Annotated in this window: 13 protein-coding genes; 5 read left to right on the plus strand and 8 right to left on the minus strand. The window is 60.8% G+C overall.

Translation table 11 applies throughout. From position 1 onward, the window contains the following. Positions 1 to 78: 78 nt before the first annotated feature. From K3181_RS03045 to K3181_RS03055, 3 genes are all read left to right on the plus strand, one after another. A complete protein-coding gene (locus tag K3181_RS03045; RefSeq protein ID WP_221600681.1) occupies positions 79 to 840 on the plus strand; it encodes a Crp/Fnr family transcriptional regulator in 762 nt (253 codons plus the stop codon). Positions 841 to 1,045: 205 nt separating this feature from the next. Further along, positions 1,046 to 1,273 (plus strand): hypothetical protein, encoded by a 228-nt coding sequence (locus K3181_RS03050; protein WP_221600683.1) that lies wholly within the window; start codon positions 1,046 to 1,048, stop codon positions 1,271 to 1,273. A gap of 121 nt (positions 1,274 to 1,394) precedes the next feature. Continuing rightward, positions 1,395 to 2,780, plus strand: coding sequence for a class II fumarate hydratase (locus tag K3181_RS03055; RefSeq protein ID WP_221600685.1), 1,386 nt, complete (start codon positions 1,395 to 1,397; stop codon positions 2,778 to 2,780). A gap of 49 nt (positions 2,781 to 2,829) precedes the next feature. Here the strand turns inward: K3181_RS03055 and asd are convergent, their stop codons facing one another. The 6 genes from asd to K3181_RS03085 form a co-directional block, all read right to left on the minus strand. Continuing rightward, on the minus strand, positions 2,830 to 3,804 hold the full coding sequence (gene asd, locus K3181_RS03060; protein WP_247714845.1) for an archaetidylserine decarboxylase: 975 nt from the start codon (positions 3,802 to 3,804) through the stop codon (positions 2,830 to 2,832). A 159-nt stretch (positions 3,805 to 3,963) separates the two neighbouring features. After that, complete coding sequence (locus K3181_RS03065; RefSeq protein WP_221600687.1) at positions 3,964 to 4,566, minus strand: nucleotidyltransferase family protein; 603 nt, start codon at positions 4,564 to 4,566, stop codon at positions 3,964 to 3,966. Next, on the minus strand, positions 4,541 to 5,392 hold the full coding sequence (locus K3181_RS03070; protein WP_221600689.1) for an XdhC family protein: 852 nt from the start codon (positions 5,390 to 5,392) through the stop codon (positions 4,541 to 4,543). The genes K3181_RS03065 and K3181_RS03070 overlap by 26 nt, the downstream gene beginning before the upstream one ends. Next, positions 5,392 to 7,581, minus strand: coding sequence for a xanthine dehydrogenase family protein molybdopterin-binding subunit (locus K3181_RS03075; protein WP_221600691.1), 2,190 nt, complete (start codon positions 7,579 to 7,581; stop codon positions 5,392 to 5,394). The genes K3181_RS03070 and K3181_RS03075 overlap by 1 nt, the downstream gene beginning before the upstream one ends. Next, entirely contained in the window at positions 7,578 to 8,564 is a 987-nt protein-coding gene (locus tag K3181_RS03080) for an FAD binding domain-containing protein (protein ID WP_221600693.1), read from the minus strand. The genes K3181_RS03075 and K3181_RS03080 overlap by 4 nt, the downstream gene beginning before the upstream one ends. Further along, entirely contained in the window at positions 8,561 to 9,058 is a 498-nt protein-coding gene (locus K3181_RS03085; protein WP_425594543.1) for a 2Fe-2S iron-sulfur cluster-binding protein, read from the minus strand. The genes K3181_RS03080 and K3181_RS03085 overlap by 4 nt, the downstream gene beginning before the upstream one ends. Before the next feature lie 329 nt (positions 9,059 to 9,387). Between K3181_RS03085 and K3181_RS03090 the strand changes: the two genes are divergently transcribed. Continuing rightward, positions 9,388 to 10,167, plus strand: coding sequence for an alpha/beta fold hydrolase (locus tag K3181_RS03090; RefSeq protein ID WP_221600697.1), 780 nt, complete (start codon positions 9,388 to 9,390; stop codon positions 10,165 to 10,167). Between the two features lie 255 nt (positions 10,168 to 10,422). On the opposite strand, the gene K3181_RS03095 is transcribed toward K3181_RS03090, so the two are convergent. Continuing rightward, positions 10,423 to 12,630, minus strand: a complete 2,208-nt coding sequence (locus K3181_RS03095) for a putative bifunctional diguanylate cyclase/phosphodiesterase (protein WP_282099783.1) — start codon at positions 12,628 to 12,630, stop codon at positions 10,423 to 10,425. A 101-nt stretch (positions 12,631 to 12,731) separates the two neighbouring features. Beyond that, on the minus strand, positions 12,732 to 13,145 hold the full coding sequence (locus tag K3181_RS03100; protein ID WP_247714846.1) for a cupredoxin domain-containing protein: 414 nt from the start codon (positions 13,143 to 13,145) through the stop codon (positions 12,732 to 12,734). 278 nt (positions 13,146 to 13,423) lie between these two features. On the opposite strand from K3181_RS03100, the gene K3181_RS03105 reads away from it, so the two are divergent. After that, positions 13,424 to 14,347, plus strand: coding sequence for a DUF3034 family protein (locus tag K3181_RS03105; RefSeq protein ID WP_221600701.1), 924 nt, complete (start codon positions 13,424 to 13,426; stop codon positions 14,345 to 14,347). Positions 14,348 to 14,351 lie beyond the last annotated feature (4 nt).

Below are 14,351 nucleotides of genomic sequence, written 5' to 3' on the forward strand. Positions count from 1 at the left end.
ACCGTCCCAGCGAGTGCGATGCCTGCTTTGACGGCAGTGCCTGCGGCCAGTAGCGAGCACCTCCAACGGGAGTTCGTTATGCTGATGAACCGATTTCTTCGCGGCCGATTGCGCCACGATCTGAGCGAGGTGGAGCTCACTGCGCTCGAGAACGCAGTTTCCCGCACGGTCGCACTTGGTCCGAGAGAAACGCTGGTGGAGCGCGGAGATCGCCTTGAGCACAGCTATTATCTCATCGAGGGCGTCATGCTACGCCACCTCGATGATCGACTGGGACAGCGCCAGCTGCTGGAGGTAAACATCCCGGGAGACTTCGTCGATTTGCATGGCTATGCAATGAAGCGTCTGGATCACAGCGTGCAATCGCTCACAGCCGTCAGATTGGCAGAAGTCCCCCACACGGAGCTTAGCCGGCTTGTGGCGACGATGCCTCACCTTGCCCGGGCACTCTGGTTCTCCACTCTTCTCGACGCGGCAATGCACAGGGAATGGATCTTTAGGCTCGGTCGGCTCAATGCCGAGGGCCGCATCGCTCACCTTATCGTCGAACTCGCAGAACGATTGCGACTAGTTGGCCTCTTCGAGGAGGGCGAACTTCCCATTCCTCTTCTGCAACGGGACTACGCCGAAGCCTGCGGGATCTCTCCTGTGCATGCCAATCGCAGCTTCAGAACCCTCAAAGAGCGCGGAGCGATAATGATGAAGGGAGAGGCCCGATTGCGGATTCTCGACGAAAAGCAACTACGCGATCTGGCGCAGTTCGACAGCTCCTACCTTTACGGGACCGGGCTGTTGGGCCTGGAAGCGCTCGTGGATCGCAACGAGCGTGCCGACCGCTGAAGAAATTACGACTTGCATCATAACCGGGCCACCGCATCTTACAATTGAGGTCCCGAACAAAGAACCAAGCCTTCACCTTCAGACGGTGTGTGTATTGGAACGGGGTATGAACCTTAAACGTTTGTGAAGGAGCGCGAGATGTTCTCGCGCCGGGTGGTCTGGCGTCCTTGTCCCAACCCCGGACCCGCAGGCCGCCCGTTAATCCGTGTCCTACGGCCGGCAGCGCAAGGCGTTGCGGTCTCAACAATCCCAAGTTTCCGAATGCGAGCAAGCGATGGCCAAAGAAGACCTGGACAAATCCGATCTCCCAAAAAGCGAGAACCCAAGCAAAAATAGCGAACTTGCGGATTCTATTCGGAATCAGTCGACCGTTGAGCCCGATGATTATCCTTCGGAAAAGGGGAGGGAAACGCCGGCCAATCCCGAGCGGTAGACGGCCGAATCTCGGTCCCCTTGTCGCGGGGTCCCGCAACTTCGTGAGAATTCCTATTGATCGGCCAACTGCTCGCCCCGAAAGGCATCACGCCATTCACCTTGATGATGAAAGGAGGGCTATGAGCGACACGCGCACCGAATCCGACTCCATCGGGCCGATCGAAGTTCCGATAGGCGCATATTGGGGAGCGCAAACCCAGCGCAGCCTACAGAACTTCCCCTTCCCCATACACCAGCGGATGCCGATCCAGATAGTTCACGCCCAAGCAGCGGTGAAGCTGGCGGCCGCACAGGTCAATCGGAAGCATGGCCTTGATGTGGTGCTCGCCGATGCAATTGAAGCAGCGGCCAAGGTCGTGATTGCGGGTCGGTATGACGACCAGTTTCCGCTGACCATCTTCCAGACGGGCAGCGGCACGCAGACCAATATGAACGTGAACGAGGTCATCGCGGGAATCGCCAACGAGAATCTCGCCGGCACGCGTGGTGGCAAGACTCCGGTGCACCCCAATGACCACGTGAACAAGTCGCAAAGCTCCAACGATAGCTTTCCCACGGCACTGCACGTTGCGACGGTGCTGACGTCGCGGCACCAACTGCTGCCTGCCATGCATGCCCTTCAGTCGGCGCTCGACCGCAAGGCCTGCGCCTTTGCCGACATCGTAAAAATTGGACGCACCCATACGCAGGATGCAACGCCCCTGACGCTGGGACAGGAATTCTCGGGCTACTCCGCACAGATTGCCAGTTGCCGAGAGCGCATCGAAGCGTCGATCGAGCGTGATCTCCGTGTCCTCGCAATCGGCGGGACGGCGGTCGGGACGGGACTAAATGCGCCGGAGGGGTGGCGCAGCGAAATGGTGGCGGCGATTTCCGAGATCACCGGCGAGCAGTTCCACGAGGCCGACAACTCCTTTGAACAGCTCGCGGCCAAGGACGGCCTCGTTTCCTTTTCGGGCGCACTCAACACCCTCGCTGTAGCCCTGAACAAAATCGCCAACGACATTCGTCTGCTCGCCTCCGGCCCGCGATCGGGCCTCGGCGAACTGACGCTGCCAGCAAACGAGCCGGGGAGTTCGATCATGCCGGGCAAGGTCAATCCGACACAGGTCGAAATGCTGACGATGGTGTCGGCACAAGTCATTGGTAATCATCAGGCAACAACCGTCGGGGGGATGCAGGGCCAGTTCGAACTGAACACCTTCATGCCCTTGATCGGATCGAACGTTCTGCGTTCGATCGAGTTGCTGGCCATCGGAATGGCCAGCTTCGCAGAGCGCTGTGTCGAGGGCATCGAAGCCAATGAGGAGCGCATCGCGGAATTGGTCGATCGCTCGCTGATGCTGGTTACCGCGCTGGCCCCCGAGATCGGCTACGACAACGCTGCTGCCATTGCAGAGCACGCGCTAGTCAACGGCCAGACCCTCAGAGAGGCAGGCATGGAACTCGGCATTGTCGATGCCGAAACCTTCGACCGCCTCGTGCGGCCGAGCAAGATGGTTTAGAAATTCGTTTCGTCACGGTCGCGTGACGCGAGAACTGCGAACTTAGGTTTCAAGCGCTTGTGTATCCAGCTGCTACAGGGTCGGGCGAATTGCCCATCATTTCTCCGAGACGCACCGACCTTTCGGGCTTCCAGCTTTCGTTGAAGACGATGCTGTTCTGTTGGAACAAGAGAATCACGGTAGAACCCAGAAGGAAACGGCCCATTTCCTGTCCCTTCTCCAATACGATCGGTTGAGATGCATAATCCCAGGCGGAGACCTCACCGGTTCGCTTTGGGTTGACGATACCATGCCAGACGGTTTCCATGCTCCCGACGATTGTCGCTCCGACGAGCACCATCACGAAGGCCCCGTGCTCGCCCGAGTCAAACACGCACACAACGCGCTCGTTACGGGCGAACAGGTTCCGCACTCCGCGAGCAGTTGCTGGGTTCACCGAAAACAAGGAGCCAGGCACGTAGACCATCCGGGTCAGCCGGCCAGTACAGGGCATGTGCAGCCGATGATAATCCTTCGGCGACAGGTAGAGGTTTGCAAAACTGCCGTGGCGGAACTGGGCCGACAAGGCAGCGTCTCCGCCGAGCAGGTCGGTAGTCGTGAATCGATGTCCCTTGGCCTGCAGGATATGATGGTCGTCGATTGCCCCTATCTGGCTGATCGCACCGTCGACCGGACTTACAAAATCGGCCTCTGCCAATGGCCGGGCACCGGCTCTCAAGGGTCGGCCAAAGAAATCGTTGAAGGTCTTGTAGCTCTCAAGATCGGCGCTTTCGGCCTCGTTCATATCGACGCCATATTTCCGAGCGAACCAGCGGATAAAGCTGGATGTCATCCGACCCTTTTTTGCACGAGCGACGCTGCCGGCGAGTTCGGTCAAACGCTGTTTTGGCAGCAGATACTGAATCAGGACACCAAAGCGATCAAACATTCCAACCTTCGAGAAGAGAGTAACGATAACAAAGCGACCGCAGATCACTCTGCCCGCAACCCGGTCATTCTGCCAACGGCCCGAGTTCGCCAGCAATCGTAAACCTACGCTCCGTCACCAGTTTTGAACTGGTCATTTTTCGACCAGCGTGGCTTATTCTGCGGCGCTGCCATCCTCAATTTGCGTAGTGACCGCTTCGTCGCATGGCAATCATTCGCGAGCGCTAACTAGTAGTCGGAGATACGAGACCGTGAGCTAGTCTCGTTGGAGCGAAGATGGCCCACTCGCTGCGTGTTCGATATAAAGATCTGCTCGCCAATCCACATCGAGCAGCAAGCCATGATCCCTCGGCTCGATCATGGATGAATTTGGGAGATCCAGATTGCGGGCTCCTCGATCACCCGTCAGCTTGAGCAGCTCTGCGAAGGTTTTGCGCTCGAAGCCTGCAGGGCATCCGGCATTGCCGTCTTCATATCGAGTGTAAGTAGTGCCTTTGCCTGATGCTATCTGTCGCAGGTGCATTGCGCTCATTATCGGCATATCGGCGAGGCCGATGACGACACGATCGTGGCGCATTGCGGCAGCTACACCCGCGGCGATGGATGTTCCCATGCCCTTTAAGGCATCAGCATTTACGACTTCCTCCCAACCGGCCGGCACGCGGACAGACGAGTGCTCGCCGATCACCAGGAACCGCTCGTGAAAGCCCGCTTGCTCTGCCGCGTCGGCGGCCCAACGCCACAGGGGCTTGCCCTTGTAAGGACTGCTAAGCTTGTCGCCGCCAAATCGCTCACTGCGACCGGCTGCGAGCAGGATGAATGCGATCGTCCGGTCAGGCACCGGTACACAGCCGTTCATATTGCGCGACCACTTCGGCCAGCGCGGACAGCGCCATCGCCGCGGGGGTCTTGCATGAAGGGATAAGGCCAACCGGGCTGCGGATGCGCGCAATCTGCTCTTCAGGTACGCCGCGACCGGTCAGGCTGAGCGAGCGGACCTCACGCGCTCTTTCCCCGCCCTGGGCGCCCACGAAGAACACATCGCTCGCAAGCACTTGTTCGAGCAGCGCCATTTCCCATTCATGGTCGTGAAACAGAAAGAGCGCCGCGGTCCATCGATCGAGCAGACAATTCGGTGCCGGTTTGTCGAGCGACAGGTGGGTCTTGTTGTAGGTCGTCACATCCAGCCGCAAGGTTGTGGCCAGTTCCTCCACATACTCCAACTCCGGTCCCTCGCCGAAAACCGCCAATCGCAGGGAGGGCAGGTAGCGGCGTATCGCAAGTCGTGATTTGCACGGAAGGGTAAGATCGGCGGGGGTGCGCTTCGCCAACTGGCTCCTAGCCATACGACAGGCCGTCCGGTCCGGGAATGGATCGAGCAGGATGTCGAGCCCTCCACCGCATGGCAGCCGGAAGTCGATCTTTCCCGATCCCGCACCATAACGGATCACCCGCGGCTCGGCACAATCGAGGAGGTCCGATGCGAGCTGCGCTTCGAGGCAGCCATCGGAGAGACTTCCGACCGTCGACCCATCGGCCTTTACAGCCAGTTGAGCACCCAGCCGCCGTGAGAAGCTGCCCTCGATACCGACGATGGTGCACAAGCCGACGCCCGGCTCGCAGGCCGCGGTAAGCGCCTCATGGTCCTCGTCGATGACCTCGGTCGCATCCAGCTGCCCCAGCATCAGTCGGGCATCGCTGCCAGGACGCGCTCGGGCGTCATCGGGTAATCGAAAATGCGCGCCCCACAGGCATTGTAGATCGCATTCACGATCGCCGCCGCCCCGCCGCACATTCCGAGTTCGCCAATGCCCTTGGCCTGGATCGGGCTCGCCGCAGGATCGCGCTCCTCGACCAGGAGAACCTCGAGGTCGGGCACGTCGCGATTCACGGGCACGTGGTATTCGGCGAGGTCGCAATTGACGAGATGCCCGTCGCGCGGATCGAATTCGAGCGCCTCGGTAAGCGCGACACCGATGCTCCACGTGATGCCGCCCAGGCATTGCGATCGCGCTGTCTTGTGGTTGAGTACGCGGCCGAAACCGAACGCGCCGAGCATTCGATCGACCCTCGTCTCCCCGGTGAAGCGATTGACGCGTACCTGCGCGAAAAACGCCCCGAAACCGGAGGCGGTGTAGTCGTCCTCGATGTCGCCTGGCTCATAATGACCCTCGCGAACGATATCCTTTCCATCGAGCAAGTCGACCAACGCCTCGCCCGAAGCGGCCGTGCCGTGCGCAAGATCGAGGTCGGTTTCTTGCACCCCCAGCTTGTCCGCGATTTCCTCGCGAATGGCCTTGCATGCGACATAGACCGCCGAACCGGTGGAAGCGGCGCCCCAGCTGCCGCCAGAGCCCGGTCCTCGCGGATGGCGGGTGTCGCCCAGGTCGACGAGGATGCTGTCGGGCGCGAGGCCGAGCATTTCTCCCGCGAGCTGGGCCAGGATGGTATAGGTGCCGGTGCCGATATCGGTCATGTCGGTTTCGACCAGCGCGGTCCCGTCGGCCTTCAGGGTAACGCGGGCTCTCGCTTCGGCGATATTGTGCACTCGCGCCGCGCTGGCCATGCCGGTGCCGACCCACCATTCACCATCCCGCGAATGGCGCGGCTTGCGCAGTCCGCTGTCCCAACCGAACGCCTCCGCACCCTGCTTCAAGCACTCCGCGAGCTTGTGCGAGGAGAACGGCAGGTCTTCCTCCGGGTTCTGGTCCGGGATGTTTCTGAGGCGCAATTCGACCGCATCGATACCCACCTTTTCGGCCAGCACGTCCATCGCGCTTTCGAGTGCGGGCATGCCCACCGCCTCGCCGGGAGCGCGCACCGAACCCGCGGTCATCCGATGGACACGGGCAACCTCGAGCATCAGTTCGCGATTTTCGCCACCGTAGAGGAAGTGCGAGGATTGCAGGACCGGTTCGACGAAGGTTTCGCCCGGTAGGTTCGACGCCAGCGCATAATGGCCGAAGCCTATCAGCCTGCCGTCCTCCCCCGCTGCAAGCCGCAAGCGCTGTGTCGTTTCGGAGCGCCGCATGATGCATTGGAAGACCTGCTGTCGGGAAAGGGCGACCCTGACCGGTCGCCCCAGTTCCTTGGCTGCTATCGCCGCCGCGACGACTTCTTCGCTGATCCCGAGCTTGGAGCCGAACCCTCCGCCGACGAAGCGCGAGATCAGGCGAATGTCCACCTCCTCCATGTTCAGCGCGTCGGCCAGCTCGCTGATATTGTAGTTGAGCATCTGCAGCGACGCGTGAACCGTCAGCTTGTCGCCATCCCACCGGGCGATGGCGGCGTGCGGCTCCATTGCCGCCGAGGCGTGACCCTTGGTCGTATAGGTGACATCGACGGTATGAGCGGCCTTGGCCATCGCATGGGCGAGGTCGCCCTGCCGGACGGTCTCGTCTTCCTGTTCTTCCGGCTCGACAGCCTGGGGATCGAGAGGAACCCCCTCCTCTTCGCGGTACTCTACGGCGAGATGTTTCGCCGCGTCGCGGGCCTGCTCGAAGGTTTCTGCCACCACGAGGGCAATGGGCTGGCCCCAGTAGCAGACCGTTTTCGGCCCCTGTTGGGGAGCTTCGTCGGCCGTACCTTGCGCCGCGCGGGTAATGAGTTTGGGATCGTCGATGACTGCGATGACGCCCGGCATGCCCAGGACGGCATCCTTGTTGATGCTCAGAACCTTTCCGCACGTAATGGTTGATGTCGCCAGCACGCCCTCGGCACAGCCATCCACGGCGTATTCGGCGGCATAGGGAGCTGTTCCGGTGACCTTCGCCAAGCCTTCGATGCGAGGAATGGCCTTGCCAAGCACCCCCTGCTTCATCGCGTCGAGACGGTTGGACCGGTCCGGCTTGTCCTGTTTCATATGGGCGGTCATCCCGCGCCCTCCGCTGCGGGTTCGAGGACGGCGTGAAGCGCGCGCCGGGCGAGCGGGATCTTGAAATCGTTTTCGCCAAAGCCCCGCGCATCTGCGAGAAGGATGTCGGCAGCGCGATCGATCGTTTCGCTTGTCGGCGGCTGGCCGATCAAGGCTTCGCCGACACGCGGATCGTGCCAGGGCTTGTGCGCCAAACCGCCGAAAGCAAGGTCCGCCCGCGTGAACAGACCGTCTTCCATCTCGACGATGGCGGCGACCGAGACCAAGGCAAAGGCATAAGACGACCGCTCGCGCACCTTGCGGTAAATCTGGGTGCCCCCCACCGGAGGCGGCAGGGTGATAGCCGTAATGATTTCGCCCTCTTCGAGGACGTTCTCACGCCAGGGCGTATCGCCCGGCAGGCAATGGAACTCGCGGACCGGTACCGTCCGCTTCTCCCCATTGGCCGTCGCAATATCGACGCTGGCGTCCAGGGCGCTCAGCGCGACCGCCATGTCTCCGGGATAGGTCGCGATACATTGCTCGCTCGTGCCAAGGATGGCGTGCAATTTCGCGACCCCATCGATCGCGCCGCAGCCGCTGCCCGGATCGCGCTTGTTGCAGGGCTGATCGACATTGGTGAAGTAGAAGCACCGCGTTCGCTGACACAGGTTCCCCCCGTTCGTCGCCTTGTTGCGGAGTTGCTGCGTCGCGCCGGAAAGAATTGCGCGTGCCAGGACCGGATAATCGGCACGAACGCGGGGATGGACGGCGGTGGCGGTGTTTGTTGCCAAGGCTCCGAGAGAAAGTCCGCCAGCCTGCGTGTCCTCGATCTCGCCGAAACCGATCCGATTAATGTCCGCGAGCTTTTCCGGCGTTTCGACCTGCAGCTTCATCAGGTCGAGGAGGTTGGTGCCCCCGGCGATCGCCATCGCGCCGTCGTCTGCGACGACGCGGGTCGCCTCCTCAATCGTCCGCGGCCTGCCATAAGCGAAGGGTCTCATGCGCTCTTCTCCGCCACTTCGCGGATTGCGGCGACTATATTGGCATAGGCCCCGCAGCGGCACAGATTGCCGCTCATGCGCTCGCGTATCTCTTCGCCGGTCAATTGCGGAGGGCCTTCGAGGTCTTCGCTGGCATCGCTTGGCCAGTCGTTTGCAATCTCCTGCAACATGGCGGTGGCCGAACATATCTGGCCCGGGGTGCAATACCCGCACTGGAAGCCATCATGTTCGAGAAAAGCCTTTTGCAGGTCGGACGGCCGGTCAGGCGTGCCCAGCCCCTCGATCGTAGTCACCTCGTCGCCGTCGTGCATGGCAGCCAGCGTCAGGCAGCTGTTGATGCGGATTCCGTTCACGATCACCGTACAAGCCCCGCACTGGCCATGGTCGCAGCCCTTCTTCGTGCCGGTGAGGCCGATGTGCTGCCGCAGGAAATCGAGCAGCGATGTACGCGGATCGTCGGGCAACCGCTGCGGGGTACCGTTGACGGAAATGATATCGGACAAGAGCGCCTCCTCTATCCAACAACAAACAGAAGGGCGAAGGTGTCCTCAGCCCTCAAAATTGCCAGCGACCAGGCTATCAAGATCGGCGCCCCTCGCGATCTGGAGAAAAAGATCATGCCTTGGCGGGTCAGTTTCTTCATGCCGAAGTGCGGCGAGAATCTTCGCAACATCACGCTCCTTTGGTTACGGGGCTGGCGAAGATTCCGTCCTTTTTACGCGCTGCGGTTTTGGGGCCGATAGCGGACCGTCCGCTCTTGGCTTCACCTTCGGCAATATAGACATCCACGGGCCCATACGTCGTTGCGAGACGTTACCGTTCCATGACCATGCACTACACGCGCACGGGGCGCGGAAAACCCCTCCTCCTTGTCCACGGACTGGGGGCGACCTGCGGCTCGTGGGACACGATCTCGCCTGCGCTTTCTCAAGTCAGGGAGGTAATTGCCGTAGACCTGCCCGGCCATGGGCAGACACCCGAAGTGGCCGATAGCGGCACGTTCGGCGGACTCGCGCGCAGTCTGGACGACTGGCTCGGAGCCGAAAATCTCATCGGGGTCGATATGGTGGGCAGTTCGATGGGCGCTCGCCTGGTGCTCGAGATGGCGCGGCGCGGCCAAGCGGGCGCGGTCGTCGCACTGGATCCGGGCGGCTTCTGGCAGGGGTGGGAGCGCACCTTCTTCAAGGCCACTATAACGCCATCGGTTGCTCTGGTTCGCGCGCTGCGACCGGCGCTTTCTGCCATCACCGGAAATGTCGCAGGCCGGACCGCGCTCATGGCACAGCTCTCTGCAAGGCCGTGGGCGCTCGATCCGGCGTTCGTTGCGCGTGAGCTAAAGTCATTGGCCAATACGCGCACCGTCAATCCGCTTGTGAAGGACCTCGCCAACGGCGCGATGCAAAAGGGCCCTGCGGCAACGGATGCGCCCGTTGTCATCGGCTGGGGACGCAAGGATCGGCTATGTCTTCCGCAGCAGGCGGATCGCGCGATGCAAGCCTTTCCTGAAGCGATGCTGCACTGGTTCGAACGTAGCGGACACTTCCCAATGTGGGATCAGCCAGAGGAGACCGTTCGCGTGATACTGGATGCAACGAGCATCTAGCACTCGAAATAATACTGCAACTGGGTGATTAGCAAAACGGGGGCCTATGCAGGGGCTGGTCCCATTGCAAAGTCCTTTGTTGGTCCGCTAGCGGACCGTCTGCTTTCGTCCGTCGATCTTCAAATTCGGCCGAACGGATTGCCGATCAATTCTGAGTTTCGCGGTGACTACAAGGGCGCGTCAAGATTGGTCCATCGTCGACGGCTAGGCCCTCATAACTTTCTGCTTGTGCGGGCGGCGCTGCTGCAAATTCGATTACCCTGTGGCCTCTCTCGCGGCGAAACAGGGCTGCTCGAAAAGCTCTTGTATGGCGTATGCGGGGAGAGGTTTGCTGAAGAGGTAACCCTGTACGAAACCACATCCCTCATCGCGCAATATCTGGCATTGTTCTTGGCTTTCCACCCCTTCAGCGAGCGTGTCCATCCCGAGCGCCTCGGCCAAAGTGGTGATGGCGCGGATTACCGCGTTGGCGTTGGTTCCCTTTGCGGTAAGGTCCCGCACGAAGCTCTGATCGATCTTGACCTTGTCGAATGGGAAGCTGCGCAAGTAGCTAAGCGATGAATATCCCGTTCCGAAATCATCGAGGGCGATCCGCACGCCAAGCTCGCGAAGGCTGTGAAGCATGCCGAGCGTCCGTTCGACATCCACGATGAAGACGCTCTCCGTAATCTCGAGCTCGAGGCGGTTGGGCTGGAGCCCTGAGTTCGTAAGGGCTTGGAGAATCGTGGACGCAAGTCCGGGAGCGGAGAACTGTTTCGGTGAAATATTGACAGCGACCGTCAAATGGTCTGGCCACTCGCATGCCGCGCGACAGGCTTCGCGCACAACCCAGTCACCTATCTGGAGGATCAAGCCTGTTTCCTCGGCGAGCGGGATGAATTCGGTTGGACTGATCAAGCCCCGCTTTGGGTGGTTCCAGCGTATCAGTGCCTCGAAGCCCTCGAGCCGTTCCTTTCTTAGGCAATAGAGCGGTTGGAAATAGAGCTCGAATCCACCGTCCTTGATCGCCAAGCGAAGGTCCAGCTCCATCTCTCGCCGCCGACGCGCCTGTTCGTCGAGCGAGGGCTCGAAGAAATGAAAATCCGACTTTCCTTCCTTCTTCGCGCGATAGAGCGCGAGGTCGGCGTGTTTCAGCAAATCGACGCCGTTTTCGGCATCCATCGGGGCTACGGCGACGCCCACGCTGGCCGAACAGTCAGCCGTCTGCCCATCGATCTTGATCTGTCGCTCGAAGCATTCCTGCACACGCTGTGCGATGGGAAGCAGGCTCTCCTCCTCGTCCTCGACAACCATGAGGACTGCGAACTCGTCGCCACCCAGTCGGGCGACTTGGGCCTCTGCGAGTTCATCGACGAGGCACTGCGCCACGAACCGCAGCAGCGCGTCGCCGGCAGGATGGCCGAGCGTGTCGTTCACGACCTTGAAGTCATCGAGGTCGCAATAGGCCACCAGCACTCGCTCGTTCCCCTTGCGACGGATCAATGCCTGGTCGAGCTGTTCGATGAAGAGTTTGCGATTGGGCAGATTGGTTAACCCATCGTGCAGGCCGACATGAATGATCCGCCGCTCACGCTCCTCGATTGCCTCCACCATAGCATTGAAGCTCGACGCCAGTCGTCCGACTTCATCGTCGGTCTCGACCTGGACGATGATGTCTTCGCCCCGACCGAAGCGGCGGACCGCATCGTCGAGTGCTGACAAGGGACGGGTGATACCTCGCGCAATACGCCAGCCCAATGCCACGACCAGTACCAATCCGGTCGTTCCGACCAGTGCAAGCAGGTATTTCAAGACTGCATATTCCGCGAGTGCCTTGGCGAGCGAGTGTCGCAAGACGAGGCGCGGTGCGAGCCCATCCTGCAGGCTTGGCAGGCTGCTCACCCAATAGAGATTGCGCGCGGCATCGTTCGCCTCGACTACAGTCCCCGGCGGTCCCGACGTCGCGATAGCGGGAAGTTCTTCCTGGAGCTGGACGCTGGCTCCGAAATCGACAGCGGCGAGTTCGGCCAAACGGGCCATGGCTGCCTTGTCCAAGGGTGAAGCAAGCACGAGCCAGCCGGCAAGATCGGGGACCTCGATCGGAGATGCAGTCGCCAGCGCCAATTTGCCGCCGAGTTCGATCACGCCCTTGTTCTTGCCGGAATCGAGTTCGCCCCAGATGTCCTCTACCGGGGGCAGGCGGCTAGACCCGTCGCTGATGATGGTTCCATCGAGGCCGACCACGAACGCGCTCGCGGCCTGCGACCGGTCCCGCAGGTTTCGCAGGGCGCTTGAAAGCGTTGGCTCGTCTCCGGTCGCGAGTGCCTCGCGGAAGCCGAAGTCGCGCGCCAACACGTCGGTTGCTGCGCGCATCTGCCTTGCCCGCAGATCGACAATTTCGTCGAAGACACGAGCGCTGGCAGCCATGTCGCGGCTGGCGGAACTCTCGCCGAACCGCTCTATGCTGGCGTTCACTACGACCATGACCACGGCGAGGACAGCGGCGAAGAGCCCCGCATAAAGCACGGCTATGCGCAGCTTGAGCGAAGAGAAACTCGGCAGGGCAAGGCGCGGAAAGACGGTTCTCACCGCAAGCGCACCGAAATCTTCTGGTCCGTTGCGCCATTCACCTGCTTTACGACCTCACCGGAAGGCGTACGGATACGGGGATGCCAGACGGTTAGCCTCGCGGTTCCCGCCGGCACTCCCGAAAGCGTTACATAGCCATTCGCGTCGGTCTTGCCGGCAAATGGGGTGTCGACGACGCGAATATAGCCACGCATCTTGTCGTGAATATTGCATCCCAGAGCCACGGATCCGCTGACGGGGAAAGTGTGCGTGCGCGACTGGTCACGACCATAGAGATCGATTTCGAACCGCGCAGGCTTTGAGAAACTGTAGATCGAGTGACGCACCCGATCGAGGTTCGGGAAGGCTACGGTACTGCCGCGAGCGACCACGAGCGTACCGGGTACGAAGGCTTCGTCCTTCTGGGCCATGGCCATCCGCCAGGGAAAAGTGATCCGCGTGTTCCTAGCCGACGGACTGTCAAGTTCTATGACGGCGTCACGCACCGGAACGCCTCTTTCGTCGACCACCTGCACCTTGATGGACCCAGCAGAGGCTGCGCCTGCGATCGAGGCGGGCACGGCTAGCAAAGCGGCGAGTAAGGCGAATGCGCGTAAGGACACCACCTGCGCATACACAGAAGCCGGTTAATAAAACGTCCGCAGAGGGTTAACCGCTTTTCCATCATATGTTGCAAGAAGCTACCGCTATGAATCAGCTCCTGAGATATGCGACGTTACCGGTGGCGCTGGCTATCTCCCATGCACCAGTGGCCGCGCAAGACGCTCTGCCTGAGAAGGAGGCGGTGCCTCAGCCTTCGTCGATCGGATCCTTCACGGATTACAACGCCAAGCTGTTGCTCACCAACGGGGTCAGCGCGATTGACGGCGCCAGCGGCGGTGGAATCTCCGATTGGGCCACAATCGCCGGCCGGCAGGAAAGCCGTGGTGTGGGCTTTCAGGCGCATGTCACGGCAGTCCTCTTGCCCGACTATCTTTACCAGTCGCACGGCCTCTCGGTGGGCATCGCCGACCGGCTCGAACTATCCTATGCGCGGCAGAATTTTGACACGCGGGAGGTCGGGGCCGCACTTGGGCTCGGCCGAGGCTACACGTTCAATCAGGATATCTTCGGCGCCAAGGTCCGGCTCTTCGGCGATGTCGTTTACGGTGATGAACTGCTTCCGCAGGTATCCGCCGGAGCGCAATACAAGCGCAGCCTCGATGGCCCCATCGTAAACGCAGTGGGCGCTGCGCATGACAACGGCCTCGATTTCACCCTCAGTGCGACCAAGCTGTTCCTCAGTAGGAGCATATTGGTCAACACGACTGCAAGGCTGACAAAATCGAACCAGAACGGATTGCTCGGCTTCGGCAGCCACGCAAACGATGGCTATGCGCTGCACTTTGAAGGAGCGGTTGCCTATCAGTTTTCGCGACGGTTCGTCTTGGGGGGTGAATTCCGCAGCAAGCCCGATAATCTCGGCCTTGGGGAGGATGACTGGTTGGACATCTTTGCCGCCTACGCGCCAACCGACAATCTGACACTGACGGCTGCCTATGCCGATCTGGGATCGATCGCGACCTTCGGCGGTCAGCGCGGCGCTTTCCTGCAAGCGCAAATTGCCTTCTGACGGA

This window comes from Qipengyuania mesophila (genome assembly GCF_019711655.1).
GTDB classification, from domain to species: domain Bacteria; phylum Pseudomonadota; class Alphaproteobacteria; order Sphingomonadales; family Sphingomonadaceae; genus Qipengyuania; species Qipengyuania mesophila.